Origin of the sequence: Enterococcus sp. 4G2_DIV0659 (assembly GCF_002140715.2) — a bacterium.
In the GTDB taxonomy this organism is placed as follows: Bacteria; Bacillota; Bacilli; order Lactobacillales; family Enterococcaceae; genus Enterococcus_L; species Enterococcus_L mansonii.
This window is the reverse complement of sequence record NZ_NGLE02000001.1, coordinates 1,774,236-1,797,247: the sequence shown is the minus strand read 5'-3', so window position 1 is coordinate 1,797,247 and position 23,012 is coordinate 1,774,236. Positions and strand designations below refer to the sequence as shown.

Annotated in this window: 22 protein-coding genes and 1 other annotated feature; of the genes, 8 read left to right on the top strand and 14 right to left on the bottom strand. The window is 37.4% G+C overall.

Annotated features, from left to right (window positions below; translation table 11 throughout):
- Positions 1–35: 35 nt before the first annotated feature.
- From rlmB to A5880_RS08210, 13 genes are all read right to left on the bottom strand, one after another.
- Entirely contained in the window at positions 36–875 is an 840-nt protein-coding gene (gene rlmB, locus A5880_RS08270) for a 23S rRNA (guanosine(2251)-2'-O)-methyltransferase RlmB (protein ID WP_086330505.1), read from the bottom strand.
- Positions 865–1,263 carry a Mini-ribonuclease 3 gene (locus tag A5880_RS08265; RefSeq protein ID WP_086330504.1) on the bottom strand — a complete coding sequence of 133 codons (399 nt, stop codon included), beginning with the start codon at positions 1,261–1,263 and terminating at the stop codon, positions 865–867. The genes rlmB and A5880_RS08265 overlap by 11 nt, the downstream gene beginning before the upstream one ends.
- Positions 1,260–2,672 (bottom strand): cysteine--tRNA ligase, encoded by a 1,413-nt coding sequence (gene cysS / locus A5880_RS08260; RefSeq protein ID WP_086330503.1) that lies wholly within the window; start codon positions 2,670–2,672, stop codon positions 1,260–1,262. The genes A5880_RS08265 and cysS overlap by 4 nt, the downstream gene beginning before the upstream one ends.
- A complete protein-coding gene (epsC, locus tag A5880_RS08255) occupies positions 2,656–3,204 on the bottom strand; it encodes a serine O-acetyltransferase EpsC (protein ID WP_086330502.1) in 549 nt (182 codons plus the stop codon). The genes cysS and epsC overlap by 17 nt, the downstream gene beginning before the upstream one ends.
- Before the next feature lie 88 nt (positions 3,205–3,292).
- Positions 3,293–3,500 (bottom strand) — a binding site (T-box leader).
- A gap of 2 nt (positions 3,501–3,502) precedes the next feature.
- The gene (gene gltX / locus A5880_RS08250; protein ID WP_086330501.1) at positions 3,503–4,960 is read right to left on the bottom strand and encodes a glutamate--tRNA ligase; all 1,458 of its coding nucleotides are present in this window, start codon (positions 4,958–4,960) and stop codon (positions 3,503–3,505) included.
- 15 nt (positions 4,961–4,975) lie between these two features.
- Positions 4,976–5,449 carry a 2-C-methyl-D-erythritol 2,4-cyclodiphosphate synthase gene (gene ispF / locus A5880_RS08245; protein WP_086330500.1) on the bottom strand — a complete coding sequence of 158 codons (474 nt, stop codon included), beginning with the start codon at positions 5,447–5,449 and terminating at the stop codon, positions 4,976–4,978.
- Between the two features lie 9 nt (positions 5,450–5,458).
- A complete protein-coding gene (gene ispD / locus A5880_RS08240; protein ID WP_086330499.1) occupies positions 5,459–6,184 on the bottom strand; it encodes a 2-C-methyl-D-erythritol 4-phosphate cytidylyltransferase in 726 nt (241 codons plus the stop codon).
- Positions 6,171–7,313, bottom strand: coding sequence for a PIN/TRAM domain-containing protein (locus tag A5880_RS08235; protein WP_086330498.1), 1,143 nt, complete (start codon positions 7,311–7,313; stop codon positions 6,171–6,173). Before A5880_RS08235 ends, ispD begins: the two co-directional genes overlap by 14 nt.
- A 90-nt stretch (positions 7,314–7,403) precedes the next feature.
- Positions 7,404–8,774 (bottom strand): DNA repair protein RadA, encoded by a 1,371-nt coding sequence (radA, locus tag A5880_RS08230; RefSeq protein WP_086330497.1) that lies wholly within the window; start codon positions 8,772–8,774, stop codon positions 7,404–7,406.
- 103 nt (positions 8,775–8,877) lie between these two features.
- Positions 8,878–9,357: a dCTP deaminase/dUTPase family protein gene (locus A5880_RS08225; RefSeq protein ID WP_086330496.1), complete on the bottom strand. Its 480-nt coding sequence runs from the start codon at positions 9,355–9,357 to the stop codon at positions 8,878–8,880.
- A 136-nt stretch (positions 9,358–9,493) separates the two neighbouring features.
- Positions 9,494–10,849, bottom strand: coding sequence for a hypothetical protein (locus A5880_RS08220; RefSeq protein ID WP_086330495.1), 1,356 nt, complete (start codon positions 10,847–10,849; stop codon positions 9,494–9,496).
- A 158-nt stretch (positions 10,850–11,007) separates the two neighbouring features.
- Positions 11,008–12,324: a PTS sugar transporter subunit IIC gene (locus A5880_RS08215; protein WP_086330494.1), complete on the bottom strand. Its 1,317-nt coding sequence runs from the start codon at positions 12,322–12,324 to the stop codon at positions 11,008–11,010.
- Between the two features lie 13 nt (positions 12,325–12,337).
- Entirely contained in the window at positions 12,338–12,955 is a 618-nt protein-coding gene (locus A5880_RS08210; protein WP_086330493.1) for an AAA family ATPase, read from the bottom strand.
- Positions 12,956–12,997: 42 nt separating this feature from the next.
- Between A5880_RS08210 and A5880_RS08205 the strand changes: the two genes are divergently transcribed.
- The 8 genes from A5880_RS08205 to hisJ all read left to right on the top strand — a co-directional run bounded on the left by A5880_RS08205 (position 12,998) and on the right by hisJ (position 21,900).
- A complete protein-coding gene (locus tag A5880_RS08205) occupies positions 12,998–13,693 on the top strand; it encodes a MurR/RpiR family transcriptional regulator (RefSeq protein ID WP_086330492.1) in 696 nt (231 codons plus the stop codon).
- 151 nt (positions 13,694–13,844) lie between these two features.
- A complete protein-coding gene (locus A5880_RS08200) occupies positions 13,845–14,228 on the top strand; it encodes a hypothetical protein (RefSeq protein WP_086330491.1) in 384 nt (127 codons plus the stop codon).
- 159 nt (positions 14,229–14,387) lie between these two features.
- Positions 14,388–15,479: a 3-phosphoserine/phosphohydroxythreonine transaminase gene (gene serC / locus A5880_RS08195; RefSeq protein ID WP_086330490.1), complete on the top strand. Its 1,092-nt coding sequence runs from the start codon at positions 14,388–14,390 to the stop codon at positions 15,477–15,479.
- Complete coding sequence (locus A5880_RS08190; RefSeq protein WP_086330489.1) at positions 15,480–16,667, top strand: phosphoglycerate dehydrogenase; 1,188 nt, start codon at positions 15,480–15,482, stop codon at positions 16,665–16,667. It begins immediately after the preceding gene.
- On the top strand, positions 16,667–17,911 hold the full coding sequence (locus tag A5880_RS08185) for a DUF1015 domain-containing protein (protein WP_086330488.1): 1,245 nt from the start codon (positions 16,667–16,669) through the stop codon (positions 17,909–17,911). Before A5880_RS08190 ends, A5880_RS08185 begins: the two co-directional genes overlap by 1 nt.
- A gap of 160 nt (positions 17,912–18,071) precedes the next feature.
- Entirely contained in the window at positions 18,072–18,866 is a 795-nt protein-coding gene (gene proB, locus A5880_RS08180) for a glutamate 5-kinase (protein ID WP_086330487.1), read from the top strand.
- A gap of 21 nt (positions 18,867–18,887) precedes the next feature.
- A complete protein-coding gene (locus A5880_RS08175) occupies positions 18,888–20,135 on the top strand; it encodes a glutamate-5-semialdehyde dehydrogenase (RefSeq protein WP_086330486.1) in 1,248 nt (415 codons plus the stop codon).
- A 937-nt stretch (positions 20,136–21,072) separates the two neighbouring features.
- Entirely contained in the window at positions 21,073–21,900 is an 828-nt protein-coding gene (gene hisJ, locus A5880_RS08170) for a histidinol-phosphatase HisJ (RefSeq protein ID WP_086330485.1), read from the top strand.
- Positions 21,901–21,959: 59 nt separating this feature from the next.
- Here the strand turns inward: hisJ and A5880_RS08165 are convergent, their stop codons facing one another.
- Positions 21,960–22,970 (bottom strand): choloylglycine hydrolase family protein, encoded by a 1,011-nt coding sequence (locus A5880_RS08165; RefSeq protein WP_086330484.1) that lies wholly within the window; start codon positions 22,968–22,970, stop codon positions 21,960–21,962.
- Positions 22,971–23,012 lie beyond the last annotated feature (42 nt).

Sequence of the window (23,012 nt, the reverse complement as noted above, 5' to 3'; positions counted from 1 at the left end):
AAAGGAAAAGCTTTTTTCTCGCCATTTATTTACATTTACAAGGGATTTCGTCCACGGTAGGCTTCATACATCAATAAACCTGCTGCAACACCTGCATTCAAACTTTGCACATGTCCGTTCATCGGAATCGTCAACATTTCATCTACTTCTTTATGAAGCCCCTGACTCATCCCACGACCTTCATTCCCGATAATCAAAGCAATAGCGCCTTGTGTATTCCATTTACGGTAATCTGTACCATTCATGTCTGTTCCAAAAATCCAAAAATTATTTTCTTTTAGTGTAGCAATACTTTGCGCTAAATTCGTGACACGAGCTACTGGAACATATTCAACTGCGCCAGTTGACGCTTTTGTGACAACGGGTGTAATTCCTACCGCACGATGTTTTGGAATGATGATTCCATCGACACCAGTCGCATCTGCTGTTCTTAATATCGAACCAAAATTATGAGGATCTTCCAAGCTATCCAAAATCAAGAAAAATGGCGTCTCTGTCTTTTCTTTCGTCTGATCGAGTAATTCATCTAACGTTAGATATTCGTAAGCCGTAATCGCCAATACAATCCCCTGATGCACACCATGATCGGTCATTGTGTCTAGTTTCTGTTTTGGTACCCATTTTACTGGCACTGCATTTTCTTTGGCTAATTGTTTAAGGTGCTCAACTTTTTCGCCTTTGCTATCTTCTTGAAGAAATAGCTTATTGCCGCGACCTTGTTGAATCGCTTCGACTGTCGCATGATTGCCGAAAACAAAATTATCTTCGATGGCTTCTTGTGAGACTTCTCGTTCTTTTCTAATTGGCTCTTTTTTAAAAGGAGGAGTCTTTTTTTGTTTATTGCCTTTAAATGGACGCTTTTTGTCATTTCTCATTTTTTTCACCTACTTTTTTTATACACCATGTAATTAATTCTTCCAAACGTTCTGTTTGTTTTGTTAAATGCAGATACCCCATCAATGATTCAAAACCAGTGGCGATTCGATAGGTTGTGATATCTGCGTTTTTGGCTGATGTGTGGCTTTTGGCATTACGACCGCGTTTATACATTAATTCTTCATTTTCAGTCAGCATATCTTCGTCCAGCATGCCTTGGATTAAAAAGGCTTGTGCTTTCGCTGAAACGTAATGCGTAGCCATCCGATGCAGGGTGTTAGGTTTGGTTTGTCCTTGTTCTACCAAATAGTCACGGATATAGATTTCATAAATCGCATCTCCTACATAAGCCAATGCCAAACCATTCAATTGGGTATAATCTCTCATTCACTTCTTCTCCATCTAGTTCCTTGCGCTGTGTCTTCCAAGGTTATTCCTTTGTCTTTTAATAAATCACGGATTTCATCGCTACGAGCAAAATCACGATTCTTACGTGCTTGATTGCGTTCTTCAATTAATTGGTCGATGTCTTCATCTACTAATTCTTCGGCTGCAAAAACAATACCGAAAATACTCAACCATTGTGTAAATTGTTCGAGCGCTTTTTCAGTGACTGTCACTGAAACATTTTGTTGCTCGCTGTATTGATTTAGCCATTTAGCCAATTCATAGACTACCGTAATTCCATTAGCTGCATTGAAATCATCATCCATCTCATTAATGAAACGTGTTTCTAAATCCACCAGTTCTTTTAATTTATTGCTGTCTTCTTCAAGTTCTGACGATGCATCTGACTTTCTAAAAGATAGGTTCTCAAACGCATTTTTTAGCTTTTGTAAATTTACGCCAGCTTCTTTCATTGTGGTTTCACTATAACGGATGGGACGACGGTATTGTGTAGTTGCCATGAAAAAGCGCAAAATTTGAGGATCGATTTGCTTCGCCAATTCATGAACAGTTACAAAGTTTCCCAAAGATTTACTCATTTTTTCATCCTCTTCGCCAATCGTTACATACCCGTTATGCATCCAGTAATTTGCGAAGGTTTGTCCTGTTTTCGCTTCGCTTTGCGCAATTTCATTCTCGTGGTGAGGAAACTCTAAATCTTGTCCTCCGCCATGAATATCAATTGTATCACCTAAATGTTTTGTTGCCATGACAGAGCACTCAATATGCCAGCCAGGACGACCTGATCCCCACGGTGAATCCCAAGAAATTTCCCCTTCTTTGGCACTCTTCCATAAGGCAAAATCTAATGGGTCTTCTTTGAGATCTTGTTCTACACCTGTTCGCTGGCTAGCACCGACTTCTAGCTCATCGATAGATTGATGACTGAGTTTGCCATATCCTTCAAATTTACGTGTGCGATAATAAACATCTCCCTGCGATTCATACGCATAGCCTTTATCAATCAGCGCTTGAATAAATGTTAAAATATCCGACATATGATCCATTACACGCGGATTTAGTGACGCTTTTTTTACGTTTAATACCGTAGTATCTTCTTCAAATGCTTTGATAAATCGATCAGCAACTTCAGGGGCTGTGATACCTAACTCTTTAGCTGCTCGTATAATTTTATCGTCCACATCTGTAAAATTTGATACATAGTTTACTTCATACCCACGATACTCAAAATAACGTCTGATCGTATCAAAAGCGATAGAACTACGAGCATTACCGATATGAATGTAGTTATAAACAGTCGGCCCGCAAACATACATCCTAACTTTTCCTGCTTCTATTGGTTTAAATTCTTCTTTTTCTCTAGTTAATGTATTATAAATTTGAATCATGTGTTACCTCCATTTTTTCTCCCTTAATTCGCACAACTTTCGCTGGGATTCCCACAGCCGTTGCTTCATCTGGAATATCTGTTAAAACGACTGCCGATGCGCCGATTTTTGCCCGCTCACCAATGGTAACAGGTCCAAGAATTTGTGCATGCGCATGAATCATTGCCCCTTTTTTTACTGTGGGATGACGCTTGCCAACATCTTTCCCTGTTCCACCTAATGTTACTCCGTGAAACAACACAACATCTTCTTCAATTTCGGCCGTTTGACCAATGACAACACCCATTCCATGATCAATAAAAACACCGGCTGCAATTTTAGCGCCTGGATGGATTTCTATTCCTGTCAGAAACCGCCAAAATTGAGCGTGAATTTTTGCAAGCAAAAATAAGCGATGGCGATATAAAAAATGAGAAAAGCGATGCCAAAATAATGCATGTAGCCCAGGATATGTTAACAAAGCTTCTGCTGTTGAACGGGCTGCTGGATCATTCTTTTTCACTGCATTCACTGCTTTTTTTAACCAAGCCATATTATTGTCCTTTCTTTTTTATAGTTTCTTTCAATCTTATCATTAAAGGACTCGTCAAAAAAACGCCTTTTGATCGAATTAAATACAATCAAAAGACGTTTACACGTGGTTCCACTTTTTTTCACAGGATTAGGATTCTCCTGCCTCAAAACAGATAACGGTTGTTGGCCGTTTTTAGCTACCTATCGCTAAAACTATTCAAAGATGCATTTCAAAAAGTATTGCCAACTGTTTTCACCACCCACAGTCTCTCTAAAGACAAGCGCTTTTTTACTTCTTCTTCTCGATATATTTTTTATTATAATACGTTATTCAAATGTTCTAAAGCTTTTTCTTTCCCTAATAATTCGATTGTATCGCCTAATTCAGGTCCATGCATTTGTCCTGAAACAGCTACGCGGATTGGCATAAATAAGTTTTTGCCTTTAACACCTGTTTCTTTTTGAACAGCTTTGATTCCTGCTTTGATGCTTGGAACATCCACAACATCCATTGCTTCTAATTGGGCTTTGAAAGCTACTAAGACGGTCGGAACTGTTTCACCCGCTAAAACTTCTTTAGCTGCATCGTCTAAAACCGGATGTTCATTAAAGAACAACTCAGATAAACCAACGATTTCAGCAGCATAACTCATTTGTGGTTGATATAAACTTACAACTTTTTTCAACCATTCAAGTTTTTCTGCACTCGGTGTGGCTTCGACACGTTCATCTGCAACTAGATATGGAAGACACATGTCCGTTAATACATCCAAATCAAGTTGTTTCATATATTGGTTATTGACCCATTCAAGTTTTTTTCCATCAAATGCTGCTGGTGATTTACTCAAACGCTCAGGATCAAAGATTTTAATCAGTTCTTCTTGTGAGAATATTTCTTCTTCTCCGACTGGTGACCAACCCAATAAAGCTGTAAAATTAAACATCGCTTCCGGCAAATAGCCAAGTTCACGATATTGTTCAATAAACTGTAAAATTGATTCGTCACGTTTACTTAATTTTTTACCTGTTTCAGAATTGATAATCAACGTCATATGTCCAAATTCAGGTGCTTTCCAGCCAAATGCTTCATACACCATCAATTGTTTTGGTGTATTCGCAATATGATCATCTCCACGTAATACATGAGTAATTTTCATCATATGATCATCAACTGCTACCGCAAAATTATAAGTTGGCATACCATCACGTTTTTGAATGACAAAATCGCCGCCGATATTATCCGATTCAAAAACGATTTCGCCTTTGACAATATCATCAAATGTATACGACGTATTTCTCGGTACGCGGAAACGAATAACAGGTTCCAGACCTTGAGCTTCTTTTGCTGCTTGTTCAGAAGGAGTCAATGCTGCACATTTCCCAGAGTAATGGGGCATTTCGCCACGGGCACGTTGTGCTTCTCTTTCTGCTTCCAATTCTTCTTCCGTACAATAACATTTATACGCACGATTACTTACCAACAATTGATCAATTAATGGTTGATAGATTTCGCCACGCTCTGATTGACGATAAGGACCGTATTCACCTGGTTTTTCAGGGGATTCATCCCAATCCATCCCTAACCAAGCTAAATTTTCTAATTGGCTTTTTTCGCCATCTTCGATATTTCTTTTTTGATCTGTATCTTCAATCCTGATAATAAATTCGCCATCATTGTGACGGGCGAATAAGTAGTTAAATAAAGCCGTTCTGGCATTTCCAATGTGTAAATGTCCAGTTGGACTTGGTGCGTAACGTACACGTACTTTTGTCATTGTGCATTCCTCTTTCTATTTATCAAGTAAAGCGACCGCGATCGCTCCCATTCCTTCTTCTTGACCAATAAACCCCATTTTTTCCATCGTTGTTGCTTTTAAATTGATTTGATTTGTCTCAATTTGACAAGCTTGGGCGATATTTTCTTTCATTTGCTCTAAATAAGGTTTCATTTTTGGTTGTTCTGCTAGAATTGTACAATCAATATTGCCAATAGTAAAGCCAGTAGCCAAAACTTTTTGAGTTGCTTCATAGAGTAATTTAATCGAATTAGCATCCTTGAACGCTGGATCTGTGTCAGGAAATAAGTGCCCAATATCGCCTAATCCAGCAGCTCCTAAAATTGCATCCGTAATTGCGTGTAATAAAACATCTGCATCTGAATGTCCTAATAACCCTTTTTCAAAAGGAAGTTCCACTCCTCCAATAATCAATGGGCGACCTTCTACTAATTGATGAACATCAAAACCTTGTCCGATTCGTATCATATTTTTCACCTAACTTCTTTTTCGTTTCACGATTGCTTCACCGATCAACATATCTTCTGGTGTGGTCAGTTTGATATTTTCATAACTTCCTAACACCATTGATATGGGCAATTGACTATATTTTTCAATCAGTGACGCATCGTCAGTCCCTAAATAATCTTCTTGCCGTGCATACTCATGTACCGCTAGCAAATCTTCTCCATAAAAGGCTTGTGGCGTTTGAATCTGCCATAATGTTTCACGTGGAACGGTTTCTTCTACAATTCCGTCAACCACTCTTTTGATGGTATCTTTGACAGGAACGCCTAAAATTGCAGCTCTTGTTTCTTGTACTTTACGATGTAGCAACTTTAATTGAGCTAATGTTACAAACGGTCTTGCACCGTCATGGATCATCACAATATTTTTTGAGTCATACATTGCGTTCAATCCATTATAAACACTATATTGGCGCTCACTTCCACCGGATACAATCGTTACAGGCGTGTCTTTTCTTTTTGTTTCTTTTTTGACCATGGTGTTCAATAATTCTCGCTCATCTTCTTGGGTGACTAAAACAATATGCTTGCACGCTGGATCATTTAAAAAGGTACTTAACGAATAGGCAATTACCGGCTTACCAATCAAGTTCAGCAATATTTTATTGCGCGCTGCCCCCATTCGTTTTCCTTGTCCTGCTGCTAGCAAAACAACTTCATAATCCAGTGCTGTATTTCTCTGTTTAGCTTTTCTCATGAGCTTTACTATCTTCTTTGCTGTCATCAATACCGCGCCCAGAGTGAGCAGGTTTAGCAAAAATCATTCGTCCTGCTGCCGTTTGCAGCGCACTAGTAACCACCACTTGAATATGTTCATTCATATAATGCTGACCGTCTTCAACAACGACCATTGTGCCATCGTCCAGATAAGCTACACCTTGTTGACGCTCTGTTCCAGCTTTGACTACCATTACATTCATGGTTTCTCCTGGAATCACGACCGGTTTCACTGCATTCGCTAAAGCATTGATATTTAAAACAGGGACATTTTGAAATTCTGAGACTTTATTCAAATTGTAGTCATTCGTCACCACAACGCCATCTAATAATTTCGCTAGTTTAATCAACTTGCTGTCTACTTCAGAAATGTCCTCAAAATCACCATCATACATCTCGACAGAAATACCGTCTTCTTTTTGTAAGGCATTTAAAATATCCAAACCTCGACGCCCACGTACACGCTTTAAACTGTCCCCTGAATCAGCAATATATTGCAATTCATATAACACAAAATTGGGGATTAAAATAACACCTTCTAAAAAACCCGACTTGGCAATATCGTAGATTCTACCATCAATAATCACACTTGTATCTAGAATTTTATATTTATGAAAGTGATCCTCTACTTTACGTTCTAAGACTTCACCTTCAGTTTCTGTAGAAATCTTTTTTTGTTTAGGGGTAAAAATTTTACGCCATTCATCAATTCGAGTTGTCCCCATCCGAAACCCAAGATAACCGAAAATAATCATCACTAAAATCGGCAATACGCTGTTTACAAAGGGAATATTCAAATTATACATAGGAATGGAGATAATCACTCCGATAACTAAACCCAGGATCGCTCCCACACTACCAAATAATAGATACGTCAAACTCATTTCGTTTAATGCTGCTTCTATTTTTTTCACACCTGAAACAATATACTTTGCTAACCCTAAAGATAAAATAAAGAAAATAAGTGCACCAATCAAACTGTTAGTAAAGTTATTATTCAGCCATGTATTATCTGCTTGTTTCGCCATTTCCCAAGCCATCGGTAACAAAGATATACCTAAACTTGCGCCAACAACGATCATCAGAAATGTGATGACACGTTTTTGCATAGATTCAACCTCCAATATAATCTTACTTACTATTAAAACATGAAAGTCGAGACCGATCACATGCATATATGCCGATCTCTTACTTTCAGCTTATTTGAATACTTTTCTTAATGTTTCTCCAATCGTTGCAACGCCCACAATCTCGATTCCTTCTGGTGGTGTCCAACCGCCTAAATTATTCTTAGGCAAATAAATCTTAGTAAAACCTAATTTTTGCGCTTCTCTCACCCGTTGTTCGATACTGTTCACACGACGGATTTCACCAGTCAAACCAATTTCGCCAATAAAACATTCTGTCGGCTTTGTGCCCTTTTCTTTATAACTAGAAGCAATGCTTACGGCTACTGCTAAATCAATAGCTGGTTCATTAATCTTCACTCCACCAGCTGCTTTCAAATACGCATCTTGATTTTGTAATAATAAACCCGCACGTTTTTCTAACACGGCCATAATCAGGGATACCCGATTAAAATCCAACCCTGTTGTTGTTCGTTTTGCATTACCAAACATTGTCGGTGTGACCAATGCTTGCACCTCAACTAAAATCGGACGTGTTCCTTCCATTGCAACCACAATTGCAGAACCCGTAGCATCTGCCAAACGCTCTTCCAAAAATACTTGAGACGGATTTGCTACTTCTTCCAATCCATGTTCACGCATTTCAAAAATCCCAATCTCATTCGTCGAGCCAAAACGGTTTTTTACTGCTCTTAATATTCTGAATGTATGATGTTTATCTCCTTCAAAATACAACACCGTGTCCACCATATGCTCTAACATCCTAGGTCCTGCGATAGATCCTTCTTTTGTCACATGACCAACGATAAAAATCGCAATGCCATTTGTTTTAGCAATCTTTAATAGCTCTGCGGTTGTCTCACGAACTTGACTAACGCTACCGGCAACACTAGTAACATCAGGTTGTGTCATCGTTTGGATGGAATCAATAATCACATAATCAGGCTCTAATTTTTCGATCGCTCTGGAAATCTCATTCATATCCGTTTCAGCATATAAATAAAATTCCGTATCAATAGAACTTAGTCGCTCTGCACGCATTTTGATTTGTTCTGCGCTTTCTTCTCCTGAAACATAAAGAACCTTTCCACCAATCTCAGCAAGTTGCTGAGAAACTTGTAAAAGTAAGGTTGATTTACCAATTCCAGGGTCGCCACCAATCAATACTAACGAACCTGGTACCACACCCCCACCTAAAACACGATTCAATTCTACTAGCTTCGTTTGTACTCTAGGTTCTTTTTTAGGAATGACTTCAGCTAAACGCTGCGGCTGTGTCTTTTTACCAGTCAAGCTGACTCTAACACGACGATCAGAGGTATCTTGGATGACTTCTTCTGTCATCGTGTTCCATTGACCACAATTTGGGCAGCGACCTAAATATTTTGGGGAAATATACCCGCAAGTTTGACATTCAAATTGAACTTTGGCTTTTTTAGCCATGGGTCCATCCCCTCGTTTCAATGTATTACTTTTATTTTATCATATTTTAAGTATCTTAGACTAAAAACAGCCTTTCAAAAAGCTGTTTTATCGTCGATTCTACCTATTTTTTACCAGAAGAGCCAAATCCGCCTGTTCTTTCACTTTCCACACTATCAACATCAGCTAAAAGAAAAGGTTTAAAAATACCTTGTCCGATGCGTTCACCTTTTTCAATCACCATGTCTTCGTAACCAAAATTCAAAAACTGGAACATGATATGTCCTTCATTGCCTTCGTTATTATAATAATCACTATCAATCACACCGACACCATTGGCTAACATTAAAAAACGTTTCAACGGATTCGATGAACGGCTCACTAATTCTAAATACTCACCATCAGCCATATACGCTTTGATCCCTGTTTTGACTAACACTGGTTTTGGTTGAACTCCATTGGCTTGTAACTGCCAAATACTCGGCACTACGACCGTTTCAGCAGCTTCAAAATCATACCCCGCAGCTCCTTTTGTCGCACGTTGTGGAATGGTAATTCCTTGGTCTAAATAATCAGAAATGACTTCAAATCCTCGTTGTTTCATCAAAAATCTCCTCTACTTGTAAACTATTTCTATTTTAACATACTCTGTTCATTCCTAGTTTAGTTTTATAATATCTTTAAGATTCTATTGTGCTTTTTTAGTGTTTTCACATCATTTTATTTGGTTTGTGTCTCAATTATTTTTGTTGTTCTTTTACTACTTTATAAAAAATAACGAAAAAGAAAGTAATCAACCCTAACACACTGATTAAATGAACCTCTTCCACTAACTGAATCGCACCTAAATTGGCTGTTTTATGAGCGGTGATCTGCAATACAGTTTTAACAGGTAATTGTGCCTGTTTGGCTAATAACCATAGGATACTCATCAATAAGAACTGGTGAGTAACACTGCCTTTTGTTTGCGTACTATATTTGGTAATAATCCGCTGATCTTGCGGTAAAGAAGACTCTAAATAGTACGTTCTGTTTAAAAAATTCCCCGTTGCACTGATACAACAACTTAAAAGAAAGATTCCTACTGGAAAAAGAGGGCGGAATAATAGGAAAATCAATGATACAATAAACCCGCCGATATGAAGGATTCGATCATCCACTTTCGGAAAAAAACGATACAATAATTTCATAAACAAAGCCGAACAAATCATTCCTAATAGATAAGGTACATACAGATTAATAGTCAGGCGCTCTGTTCCTAAACGTAGCGCAACATAAAATGTGCCAAAAAGCAGTAAAAAATTCATACACATTCCATTAGCAAATGTGAGCAGATTCAACCACAAAGAAAGTTTCCAGCTTTTCATTTGACGATTTAAAAACCAAGCAACTATCACAAATAATGCGGAAAACCCAATAATCCCAATATCCAACAATTGAGAGTCAAACAATAAACGTGCAGAACGGATAAACAATAGCAAAATAAAAAATGCTAAAAACAAAAAGAACTCTTTCACCGAAATAACTTTGCGATCAACTTCATTAAAATCAATCTCATAGTCAGGATAATGAGTCACCGTATGATACGCTGCCGCATACAACAACACATATTCGCCTAAAACAAAAGGTAGCCGCCACTCTTTAGTCATCATCAAAGAAGCAATGACGCCACCTAAAATCAACAAAATAAATAGATATTTTCCAGTGATAGCAGAATATCCTTGGCGTTTTTCATGATAATTGACTGTTGTATTTGCCGCAGGAAGCCACGATGCACTAAGTCCTAGTAAAACAGCCGAAAAAAGATAGGCTGGAAAATAAAATTGACCCATTATCCCAAATAAACAGCCCATTCCGCCTAATAAAATAGAAATAATCAACACATTAAAGCTCGACAAGGCTAACTTAAAACTCTTTAACAAAAAAATTCCCGTCATCCGAAACGTATAAAAAAGCACAAAGGGTAAAACTTTCTCCACCGTTGTCCCATCACTTAAATTTAAAAATAAAAAATAAGGAATAAAAATAACTGTATTTGATAAAATAAATGGCGTAACTTGCAGAAAATTCCGCGCAAATTCTTTTAACTTAGACATTGGTTACTCTCCTTTAAAATAGCTTGTTATGTTGGTAGTCTACCACGTTAGAGGAAAAAGTGAAATTAATCACCAATAAAAAAAACGCCTATAACATAAACTACGCAATAGACGTTTCTTTTTATGATATTTAGTTAAAAAATAACCTTTTGTTCCCTCTAAAGTACTTCATCCACCAATTTCGTTTGATTTTTTTCAAATACTTTAAAGAACGGATAATAGACAACAATGCTTAAAACCACTAAAAGAATATAAAAAGCAATATTCCTCCAATCCATTGTAGCCAAATAAGCTTGAGCAAAAAATGGCGTAAAGGACGGATCAATGATAAATCCTAAAGAAATCAATCCAATTTTTTGTGCAAAATAGGTTAAAAGTAGAGAAATAACCGGCATAATCAAAAAGGGAATACCCAAAATCGGATTAAAGACAATCGGCAAACCAAATATTACAGGTTCGTTAATCGAACAAATACCTGGAATAAACGACAATTTCCCAATTGTTCGATATTGCGGTACTTTGCTAAACACCATTAAAATCACTAATCCTAATGTATTTCCAGCACCACCTAAAACTGAAATCCGAAACATCTGCAAGTTCATCAAATGAGTCATTGCTTCTCCATTTGCTACTTGTTCTGCATTTAATCCAGTCTGTGCTACGCCTAACGTAAAAACAATCGGAAAAATGATCGAAGACCCATTAATCCCAAACAACCAAAGAACATTCCCTAATGTGACGATCAATAATAAACCGCCCAAACTCCCCGCAATATTCACAGCAGGTGTCAGCACAGACATAATTGTATCAGGAAACGATTGATTCATCAGCCCTAAAAAAAGTAAATTCAATCCATAGAAAAGAACAATATTTGTCAGTAAAGGAATTAACGTGTTAATAAATGTTACAACCATTGGCGGTACTGTTTCTGGCAATGAAATCTTAATATTTTTCACTTCAAAAAAGCGACTGACTTCAACAACCAACAATCCTAAAATAATTGCCACAAATAGACCATTTGTCCCTAAATAGGTTAACGTAATTTTCCCTTCTGTAACAGGGGTACAAACCAATAAGTACGTTACCATACTAACCATGCCATTCATAGCCGCATTTAATTTATACTCATTTGACAATGAATACGCAATCCCAAAAACACTGATTAAACCAATGATTCCCATCGTCAAATTATAAGGTGCTGTAATAGCATCATAATTGGCAACAGCAAACTCTTTCCACGCTGCTAAAAACTTCATAAACATTCCTGCGCGACTTGGATCATATTGCTCAACGTTGATTGGAGGATTAGCAAAAATTAAGAAAAATGAGCCAATCACAATAAACGGCAAACCAAACATCATTCCTGTAGAAACAGCTTTCAGGTGCCGCTGATTACCAATTTTATTGGCAAATGGGCTTAAAGCAGCATTCAATCGATTAACAATAGATCCTTCTTCACTCACCGATTTAGTCATCAAAAGTGCCTCCTTATACTTGCCAAGAATTAAATTCAAACGTTGATTCAACAACATCGTTTGGATCGTACTGTTCAATGATTTTTTCATATTCTTCTTTATAGTTATTTGTCACGTTTGCTTGGGGAATCACCACACTGGCTTCATTCAAGAAATGTTTTGAGTCGCGCCCCATTTCCTTGCCTCGAGTAGTATGTTTATCTAAAGCAATATCAGGGATTTCTGGCACATGCCCCATCGCAAAGCTTTTAATCACAATGTTTTTTAATAGATCAGAGGAACGATCTTTTTCAGATTGACATAAATAACGAATCGCATGGAAAAAGAACATTGCTCGATCTGACTCATTGTATTGGAATTCTTTGCGCATTTGATTTAAGTTGTTGACCATGATAGCAGCTTGGTCATTCCCCATGCCAATGTCTTCTACTGAAATTGCCAGCAATCTACGCCATAATTTTTCCTCAAATTGCGGAGACGTGATATACATTTCGTAAGCAAAATCGCAAGCTGCACGCTCATTTCCACGGCGAATTGATTTTTGCAATGCGGAGACAACCTCATCACCATTCAAGTTATTTCTAGTTTTAACTCTTGCCCAGGGATCATTAATATATTCTTGTTTTGTCATGTTATAATACTCCTAACTAAAATAATTTTAAGGGTGATTCATATGAATATCGATAGTCTTGCTGAAAAATACCAATTGAATAAAACGGAAATTCAAATTTTGCGGTATATGAATGATCATCGCCAGGAATTAAAAAGTTTAGGTATTCGCGAAATCGCCAAGCAAAGCTATGTTTCAACGGCTACAATCATCAATATGGCAAAAAAAATGAATTTCACAGGCTATAGTGAACTTGTTTTTTACATTAGCGAATTCAATCTCAACCAAGAACGTTTAGAAAAACATGATGTAATTAAAGCTAACGGCGATAATTTTTTGACACTTTTGAAAAAATATCAAGATAAAAACATCATGATATTAGGATCTGGATTTTCGCAAAATTTAGCGAATTACTTTTCTGAATACCTGAATCTTTACGGATTTAGAGCTACTTCTAATAGTCATCTGGAATTTTTAAGAGAAAGTCACAAGGATGACGTATTACTGATTTTCATCAGTAATTCGGGTAATACTGGTAGGATGTTTGAACTAGCAGAAATCGCTCAAATCAATGAGTTGGAAAGTATTTGCTTTGTCGGTAGTAATCATTCTGCGATTAGCAAACTTTCTACGCTTTCTATTAGTACAAATACTTACTCTCCAAGCTCCCATCAAGATTTTTATCCTCAATTATTTTTTGGTACTGTTTTGATCCAATTTGAATTATTAATGAGTTATACACTTCAAAATCTACAGTAGAAGAACGATTCGGCCGATGTTTCTTCATGACGTATTATAGTGGAAAACAGCGGCGATAAGAAGCGCTTTCAGCCATATATGAACATGTTTACCGATTTATGAACATGTTTGATAAAATCATTTTATTAAAAAATAGAAAAGAAGGTTAGTTATGGATTACTCAAAATATATTTCCTTATTTTGGCATGAGGTGGCGGCTCAAAATAAAGAAAAGCTTGCAGACTTTTTCAACGAAGATGCTGAAATAATTTGGCCCAATACAAATGAACGATTTACTAAAGCTGAATATCTCATCGCAAATTGTGACTATCCAGGAAGTTGGGTGGCTTCTGTCAAAAAAGTTGATAAGATTGATAACAATCACTTTATATCTGTGACCACTGTCCATTTAAATGATTATTCCGTATCATTTTATACAATTTCCTACTTCACGTTTATTGAAGAAAAGATAGCGAACTTGGAAGAATATTGGAGTGAAAACGGAGAAGCGCCTCAGTGGCGTCAAGATAAAAAAATCGGTACCCCACTTCTTTAGTTTTTTTTTCTTATTTTTCAATGAAGCTTGAAAAATACTGTGAAAATAATTGCGAAACTTACTTTTAATCTTTTTTTAATCTAAGCTTTCTGTTATAATGATTTTCACATTTACTGTACACTAGTGAATGAAAAAGCATATCAAAGGAGAGATAGATGTATGAAAACTGTTTACAATTTTTCAGCTGGTCCCGCCGTTTTACCTAAAAGTGTATTGGAAAAAGCACAATCCGAATTGGTGAATTACGAGAACAGCGGTATGTCCGTGATGGAGTTGAGTCATCGTTCCTCCCTTTTTGAAACAATTATTGAAAATGCAGAAACCCTACTCAGAGAATTGATGAATATTCCTGATAATTATAAAGTGCTCTTTTTACAAGGTGGCGCTAGTATGCAATTTACCATGGTTCCATTGAATCTAGCTCAAAATAAAAAAGCCTTGTACGTCAACACTGGCTCATGGGCGAAAAAAGCCATCAGTGAAGCGAAAAAAATCGCTAATGTGGATGTTCAAGTGATTGCCTCAAGTGAAGACAATAATTTCACTTACATTCCCGAAATCCGCAAAGAAGATATCCCGCAAGATGCAGCTTATGTCCACATTACAACTAATAATACGATTGAGGGTACCACGATTTATGACTTGCCAGACACAGGCGATGTACCAATCGTTGCTGACATGTCTTCTAATATTTTATCAATCGACTATAATGTAGCTGATTTTGGCTTGATTTATGCAGGTGCGCAAAAAAATATTGGCCCTGCTGGACTGACAGTCGTGATCGTTCGCGATGATTTGATTGGTCAGGCAGATGTTTTGAGCGCGATGTTGGATTATGAGATCCACGCAAAAAATGGATCCATGTACAATACACCGCCAACCTACAGTATCTATATGGCAAAACTTGTGTTTGAATGGATTAAAGAACAAGGCGGCGTTACTCAAATGGAAAAACAAAATAAAGAAAAAGCAGCGATTTTATACGATGAAATTGATGCATCTGCACTCTTTTCTTCACCCGTAAATCCTAAAGACCGTTCAATCAATAATATTCCTTTTGTTACTGGAAATGATGAGCTGGATAAGAAATTTAATCAAGAAGCCTTAGCAGCAGGGTTTGAAAACTTAAAAGGACACCGTTCTGTTGGCGGCATGCGTGCAAGCCTATACAATGCCTTTCCAAAAGCCGGCGTTGACGCCTTAGTGGATTTAATGAAAAAATTTGAAGTGGAAAATGGAGGAACAAAATAGATGTATGATATTCAAACATTCAACGCCATCGCTCCTGCTGGTTTAGCCCGTTTTAACGAAGAAAATTTTACAATCAACCAAACAAAAACGCCTGCCGGCATCATCTTGCGCAGTGAAAAACTCCATGACCATGACTTTCCAGCTTCTGTCTTAGGGATTGCTCGTGCTGGAGCTGGAACGAATAACGTTCCAGTGAAACAATGTACTGAAGACGGCATCGTTGTCTTTAACACTCCAGGTGCCAATGCAAATGCTGTCAAAGAACTAGTGATTGCATGTTTACTATTATCTGTTCGTCCCATTTTAACAGGCGCAAATTGGGTTCAAACATTAACTGGCGCTGATACAGAAGAACAAGCGGAAGCGCAGAAAAAACAATTTGCCGGCACTGAATTAGAAGGAAAAAAACTTGGAGTGATTGGTCTTGGTGCAATCGGTGCAATGGTTGCTAATGATGCCTATCGCTTAGGAATGGAAGTCACAGGATTTGATCCATTTGTCTCTGTTGATACAGCTTGGAGTATTTCACGACGTGTAAAGCGAGCGCAAAGTATGGAAGAAGTGCTAAAAACCTGTGATTTTGTGACTATTCATGTTCCTCTATCTGAAAATACTCATCACTTGATTGGTAAAGATCAACTAAAACAAATGAAAAAGAACGCTGTTTTACTTAATTTTGCCCGTGGTGAATTGGTCGAAACCGAAGCTGTAATTGAAGCGATTGCTGAAGGAGAGATCAGTAATTTTGTGACTGATTTTGCTGATGAACGTCTTTTACACAATGAAAAAATCTTAGTTCTTCCTCACTTAGGCGCCTCAACAGAAGAAGCCGAAATCAATTGTGCAAAAATGGCCGCACGCACCCTGAAAAAATTCTTAGAAACAGGAAATATCAAACGCTCGGTTAATTTCCCAACAGTTGAAATGGCCTTTAATTCGCCCTTCCGTTTCACGATTATTCATAGAAATGTGCCCAATATGTTAGGACAAATTTCGACTGGCATCGCTAATTTAGAGATCAATATCGATACAATGATCAACCGCAGCCGTGAAGATTATGCCTATACGATTGTCGATATTGCTGAAACCGATGAAGCAAAAATCAATGCAGCAGCCGAGAAAATTCAAGCAGCTGAAAATATTATCCGCGTGCGGACCATCAAAAATACTGAGGGGGTCAGTTATTAATGGTTACGATCCATCCATTTAAAAGTATTCGACCAGCAGCAGAAGTTAGCAAAAATGTTGCAACTTTGCCTTACGATGTCTTAAATTCTGCTGAAGCACGTGAACTAGGTGAAAATAACCCGCATTCTTACTTGCACATCGATAAAGCAGAAATCGATTTACCTGAAACCCTTTCGCCTTATGACGATCAAGTCTATGAGAAAGCTGCTAGTAATTTACATGAATTTTTACAAAAACAATGGTTGATTCAAGATGAACAACCCCATCTATATCTCTACGAATTAATCATGAACGGACGTGCCCAAACTGGACTTGTGGCCTGTACATCTATTGCCGATTATAGTGAAGGAAAAATCAAAAAACACGAATTTACCCGTCCAGAAAAAGAAATTGACCGTATCCGTCATATCGAAACATGCGATGCGAATACTAGCCCGATTTTTCTAACATACCGTCGAAATCAACAAATTCAATCCTTAATGGATCAATGGAAACACACCCATGATCCAGTATATGATTTTACTAGTTTTCATGAAGTCACACATCGAGTATGGCTGATTGATCAAGATGAGACCATTGAACAATTCATCACTACTTTTGCAAAAGACGTGCCAGCCTTATACATTGCAGACGGTCATCATCGAACAGAATCAGCAGTCAAAGTAGGACAAAAGAAAAAAGCAGAACAAGCTGAAACCTTTGACTCAGCCGAATTCAACTACTTTTTATCCGTGATTTTTCCTAAAGAAGAATTAGAAATTTTGGACTATAATCGTGTGTTAAATGTACCAATCGGAGACGATTTTTTTGAGCAATTAGAACAAAACTTCACTCTCTCAAAAGTAGAAGACGGCAAGCCAACACAACCGAAAACTTTCGGTATGTACTTGGACGGACAATGGTTTGCTTTGACCGCTAAAGAATCCATTTTATCCAATGACCCAGTTGATGGTTTAGATGTCTCTTTACTTCAACATCACGTATTTGCTGATATTTTTGACATTCAAGATGTTCGTACAGATAAACGGATCGACTTTGTCGGCGGCATTCGAGGAATGAAGGAGCTAGAACACTTAGTAGATAGCGGACAATGGACTGTCGCTTTTGCTGTTTATCCAACAACCATGGATGATTTATTACGCGTCGCTGATGCTGGAAAAATCATGCCGCCAAAATCAACTTGGTTTGAACCTAAATTGTTAAGTGGATTATTTATTCATGATTTAGAGACAAATGACGTATAACATTGTAAAATAGAAGAATAAAAAATCTAAGCTTGGACAAAAGCAGAATTTTTTGTCCAAGCTTTCTTGCAAATAAACGAAAATGGCCATCTAGAAGAATGTCTGCTTGTTTTACCTAGCGATACACTTCTATATACGCCGCTAATAAGTGAGGATAACCATGCGAAAACAATTAAAAGATGCAAAACGGATCGTAATTAAAGTTGGCACAAGTACATTGATTTACCCTAATGGAAATATCAATTTAAGCGCCATCGACCAATTGGCCTTTACTTTAGCTGACCTACGCAATCAAGGAAAAGAGATTATTTTAGTCTCATCAGGCGCGATTGGTGTCGGTTTAAATAAATTAGCGATGGACAAACGCCCGCCAACCATCCCAGAGCAACAAGCAGTCGCGGCTGTTGGTCAAGCAGAATTGATGAATATTTATAATCAACGATTTTTAACGTATAGCCAACAAATCGCTCAACTACTACTGACTAGAGATGTCATCGAGTACCCTGAAAGTCGTAAAAACGTAACCAACACGATAGAACAACTCCTAAAAATGGGTATCATTCCGGTCGTTAACGAAAATGACACTGTTGCTATTGATGAATTGGATCATTTAACAAAATTTGGCGATAACGATCAACTGTCAGCTATCGTTACACAATTGATTCAAGCAGAAGCGTTGATTATGCTATCAGATATCGATGGCTTCTTCTCTGATAACCCAAATACCAATAAAGAGGCCACACTATTCTCTGAAATCAACGAAATCAATGATGAACTATTACAATTAGCAGGCGGCAAAGGTAGCCGATTTGGAACTGGTGGTATGTATAGCAAACTCAAAGCCGCTGAACGTGTATTAGAACATAACAGTGCCATGGTTTTAGCAAATGGAAAACAACCAAAGATTATCTTTGATATTTTAGCTGGGGATAGGGTCGGCACATTATTTATTTAATAAAAGAAGGAGGCACATTGTATGACTGATTTAATACGTTTAGGCAAACAAGCAAAAGAAACTGCCTATCAACTGGGATTAATGGATACTAAAACCAAAAACGATTTATTGCTGCATATGGCTTTTGAATTAGAAAAAAACACGAAAACAATCTTAACCGAAAATCAAAAAGACTTAGCCCAAGCAAAAGAAAATGGCATTACAGAAGCTATGATGGATCGCTTACGCTTAACCGATGAGCGGATCAAAGAGATGGCTGAAGGCATCCGACAAGTAGCCACATTACCTGACCCAATCGGCGAAGTGGATAACATGTGGAAAAACGAAGATGGCCTGATGATTGGTAAACAACGTGTTCCTTTAGGGGTAATTGGGATCATTTATGAATCTCGCCCAAATGTAACGACAGATGCAGCCAGTCTTTGCTTCAAAACCGGGAATGCGGTTATTTTACGAGGAGGCAAAGAAGCGTTTCACTCAAATCAAATCCTTGTGACAGTTTTACAACAAGCGCTAAAACAAAAAGACGCTTCTCCTTTTGCGATTCAATTTGTTGACGATACTTCTAGAGAAATAGCTCAACAATTAATGAAATTAAACGATTATCTAGACGTGTTAATTCCTCGTGGAGGAGCTAATTTAATCAAAACTGTTTTAACAACCGCAACTGTCCCTGTCATTGAAACAGGAACTGGTAATTGTCATGTCTATATCGATAAGGACGCTCAATTAGAGATGGCAACAAATATTATCGTCAATGCAAAATGCCAACGTCCTTCTGTTTGTAATGCAGCAGAAACCTTATTGATCCATCAAGAGGTAGCAGCAGATTTCTTACCTGTTATTGAAAAAGCATTGAATGAATATAAGGTGGAATTACGTGCTGACGAACGAGCACTAGCCATTTTTGAGCGTTCTATCCCAGCAACAGAGACAGACTGGGAAACTGAATTTAATGATTTCATTTTGGCCGTAAAAGTCGTGGATTCGTTAGAAGAAGCTATTCACCATATCAATCGCTACAATACTAAACATTCAGAAAGTATTATTAGTGATAATTATTTTGCTACGCAACAATTTTTAAAACAAGTTGATGCGGCAGCCGTTTATGCTAATGCTTCTACACGATTTACCGATGGATTTGTTTTTGGTTTTGGTGCAGAAATCGGAATCAGCACACAAAAATTACATGCGCGCGGACCAATGGGCTTAGCTGAGTTGACTTCGACAAAGTATATTGTCTATGGTGATGGACAGTATCGGAAATAGTAAAACAAGGTTGCAGAAAAAATAATGTGTTTAGGTATCTAACTTGCATAATTTCTACAAAAAATCGCTGTTTTCAGTAAAAAAACCTCAAACACTTGAATTTTTCAGCAAATATGTGTATGCTTAAACTGTAAAATATGTGTTAGTAGATTTATTTTCATATTTTGAGACTAAAAAAGACGTGACTCCTACATCACGTCTCAGGAAAAGGATAAGCTCCTACGCAGAAAAACGTAGCCTGACTCCTCATTTCCCCAGTACAAAACTCTATACTGAAATGATTTGCGCGTTTTCCAGACTTTGCAAATCATCGATTCAGCTATACTCACTTAATGTGAGTATTTTTTTTTGCTTTCAGCATTGCTAACTCGTGTGCTTGCTTCATGCCTAACAATTCTTTGTTGTATTCTCGCTTATTCTTATGAGTCTTTTCTTCTAAGACCCATAAGATAAAATACACAATAACCGCAATTAAATACGGCCAAATTGTAAAGATAAACACTTGCCATAAAGGAAGTTGTGCTAAAAGTGAACCTATACCAGTTGTTATTCCTGCAAAAAGTTTCCCTCTAAAATAAAATTAAAAAGGATTTCGCTGTATTGATACAAAATGCTTATCTGTACCATAGGCAGTCACCTCCGTATATCAAACCAGTGCAACAGACAACAGACACTGGAATATGAAGAGCCTACCTACTTTTAATGCCTTATCAGTTTCCCATCTACTAGTTTAAAAGATTATATTTAATAAATCAATAAGAATTGTAGTTTTTACAAATAATACAATTATTTATACTAAGATCCTGTTTATCTATTAATAAAAATAAATTAAAATTGGATAAACTTATATTTAATTGCAGATATACAATTTAAAATCCTTTTGCTACACTGGGTATAAGTAAACACAAAACGTATAAACAATAAAGGAGGTTTTCTTATGAAACGTGACGGTCATACTCACACAGAATTTTGTCCACATGGAAAAGTCGAGGACACTGAACTTCTAATCCAACAGGCCATTCGTTTAGGTTTTAAAGAATACAGCATTACAGAACATGCTCCTTTACCTACCGGCATAGCGAAATATGTAGCAGGAGATTCTGTGGTGTGGACAACTGCTTCGATGGCTTTAAATGATGTGGATAACTATTTCAAAAGGATGGGGTATTTGCGGAAAAAATATGCCTCGGACATTATTATACACATTGGGTTTGAATTGGATTATTTTTCAGAATTCGAGGGTTGGACGAAAGATTTTTTAGCCGAATATGGCCCTCAAACAGATGATGGGATTTTATCGGTACACTTTCTCGAAGGAGACGGTGGTTTACGCGGTATTGACTATTCTTTTGAGGAGTATAAAACTGGTGTTGTGGACTATTTAGGTAGCTTTGAAAATGCTCAAAAAAGCTACTATCTAAAGGTTTTAGCCTCTTTAGAAGCAGATCTTGGCGCTTTTAAGCCTACACGTTTAGGCCATATTTCTTTGTGTCAAAAATTCGAACGTTTCTTCGATGAATCTACGGACTATTCTTCCGAAAATAAAGAACTTGTCCACACCCTTTTAACACGGGTACAGCAGGAAAAATACAGCTTAGATTTAAACACGGCAGGATTTTATAAACAGGGTTATCAACAGACTTATCCACAGGTGTGGATAACTGAAAAAGCAACTGACTTAGAGATTCCCCTTGTTTATGGATCTGACACTCATGCTTTAACCGATGTTGGGCACGGGTATGATAAAATCAAACATTGGCTTTAAAAATAGTAGGGGATAGACTCGTCAATGGATGAATCTATCTCCTACTATTTTTTCATACTCTAATTCAATGTCTTATATTGCGGTGTTTTTACTAAGTCATAACTTGTGATTTGCTCATCATTTCTAACGGACTCATCAAAACTGATTGTTTGAATCGTAAAATTATCATACATTTTCACATACATCTGTTTTTTGCTTAAATCATAAATCGACGTATATTGTGTATATTGTAGGTCTTGACCTTCTGGCTCATCCAATTTGATCACACCTTTAACAATATCCGATGTGGATAAAATGTGAAACGCTTTGTTGATAATGGCTTTATCCCCAACAGGATCACTCAGTTTCAACAAATACGCAGCTCTGACAAAACGTGAAGCAGGCGTATAGTCGCCTGGAATCCCATGTAAGCCTGAACCTTTCCCAGCTGAAAGAACTTGACGCTCATTAAACATTGCGTCTTTTTCATTGAGAGCAGATAAGCCTGTATAATTTTCTAAATTCGTCACATGCCAGTCAAACTTGGGACTGTTCGTCATGACACCAATCGGATTTTCATAAACATCAAAACCTAATTTTTGCGACGGTTCGACAACAATTGTCCGCCCACTTGCATCTGTAAACATAAAATGCTGTGGCAAGCCTGGCGCTTTTCCCGTTGAGGATAGATCAGCGATGGCTACCTCTAAAATTTTTTCTTCCACTTCTTTTGTATCTTTGCAATTGGCTAATATCCAAAAAACAAATTGCTCCGCTAGTAATGGAAATTTCCCTACATACTTGATTTCTTCAACAGTTGAGTATTGGTTAAATTCCGCAAAATATTGAGTAATTCCCCCTAAGCCCCATTCGTTCACGCCATCAACTACACTTTGAGCGGCAGTTTGCGAATTTTCTTTAATCCCCATACCCAATACTGAATAAGCTGTCTGCCATTTTTCGATCCCTTCAGAAATCATCAGTTTTGCAGGAATTTGCACGCCAACGTAATCAAAATCGATATTGTATTCCTGTGTCCTACCCAAATAATGATTTTCTTCTACTGATTTCAAGTGAATCCCTGTGCACATAACTATCCCTTACTTTCTATAATGATTCTATTCTATCGTTTA

Bases quoted from the DNA above. Each gene is read 5' to 3' on its own strand.
- cysS (WP_086330503.1), bottom strand. From the start codon at position 2,672: ATGATTCAAATTTATAATACATTAACTAGAGAAAAAGAAGAATTTAAA.
- A5880_RS08225 (WP_086330496.1), bottom strand. From the start codon at position 9,357: ATGAAACAACGAGGATTTGAAGTCATTTCTGATTATTTAGACCAAGGA.
- serC (WP_086330490.1), top strand. From the start codon at position 14,388: ATGAAAACTGTTTACAATTTTTCAGCTGGTCCCGCCGTTTTACCTAAA.
- gltX (WP_086330501.1), bottom strand. From the start codon at position 4,960: ATGACAAAAGTACGTGTACGTTACGCACCAAGTCCAACTGGACATTTA.
- A5880_RS08235 (WP_086330498.1), bottom strand. From the start codon at position 7,313: ATGCAAAAACGTGTCATCACATTTCTGATGATCGTTGTTGGCGCAAGT.
- A5880_RS08175 (WP_086330486.1), top strand. From the start codon at position 18,888: ATGACTGATTTAATACGTTTAGGCAAACAAGCAAAAGAAACTGCCTAT.
- A5880_RS08190 (WP_086330489.1), top strand. From the start codon at position 15,480: ATGTATGATATTCAAACATTCAACGCCATCGCTCCTGCTGGTTTAGCC.
- radA (WP_086330497.1), bottom strand. From the start codon at position 8,774: ATGGCTAAAAAAGCCAAAGTTCAATTTGAATGTCAAACTTGCGGGTAT.
- proB (WP_086330487.1), top strand. From the start codon at position 18,072: ATGCGAAAACAATTAAAAGATGCAAAACGGATCGTAATTAAAGTTGGC.
- A5880_RS08200 (WP_086330491.1), top strand. From the start codon at position 13,845: ATGGATTACTCAAAATATATTTCCTTATTTTGGCATGAGGTGGCGGCT.
- A5880_RS08215 (WP_086330494.1), bottom strand. From the start codon at position 12,324: ATGACTAAATCGGTGAGTGAAGAAGGATCTATTGTTAATCGATTGAAT.
- A5880_RS08185 (WP_086330488.1), top strand. From the start codon at position 16,667: ATGGTTACGATCCATCCATTTAAAAGTATTCGACCAGCAGCAGAAGTT.
- rlmB (WP_086330505.1), bottom strand. From the start codon at position 875: ATGAGAAATGACAAAAAGCGTCCATTTAAAGGCAATAAACAAAAAAAG.
- A5880_RS08265 (WP_086330504.1), bottom strand. From the start codon at position 1,263: ATGAGAGATTATACCCAATTGAATGGTTTGGCATTGGCTTATGTAGGA.
- A5880_RS08205 (WP_086330492.1), top strand. From the start codon at position 12,998: ATGAATATCGATAGTCTTGCTGAAAAATACCAATTGAATAAAACGGAA.
- epsC (WP_086330502.1), bottom strand. From the start codon at position 3,204: ATGGCTTGGTTAAAAAAAGCAGTGAATGCAGTGAAAAAGAATGATCCA.
- A5880_RS08220 (WP_086330495.1), bottom strand. From the start codon at position 10,849: ATGTCTAAGTTAAAAGAATTTGCGCGGAATTTTCTGCAAGTTACGCCA.
- A5880_RS08165 (WP_086330484.1), bottom strand. From the start codon at position 22,970: ATGTGCACAGGGATTCACTTGAAATCAGTAGAAGAAAATCATTATTTG.
- ispF (WP_086330500.1), bottom strand. From the start codon at position 5,449: ATGATACGAATCGGACAAGGTTTTGATGTTCATCAATTAGTAGAAGGT.
- hisJ (WP_086330485.1), top strand. From the start codon at position 21,073: ATGAAACGTGACGGTCATACTCACACAGAATTTTGTCCACATGGAAAA.
- ispD (WP_086330499.1), bottom strand. From the start codon at position 6,184: ATGAGAAAAGCTAAACAGAGAAATACAGCACTGGATTATGAAGTTGTT.
- A5880_RS08210 (WP_086330493.1), bottom strand. From the start codon at position 12,955: ATGACAAAACAAGAATATATTAATGATCCCTGGGCAAGAGTTAAAACT.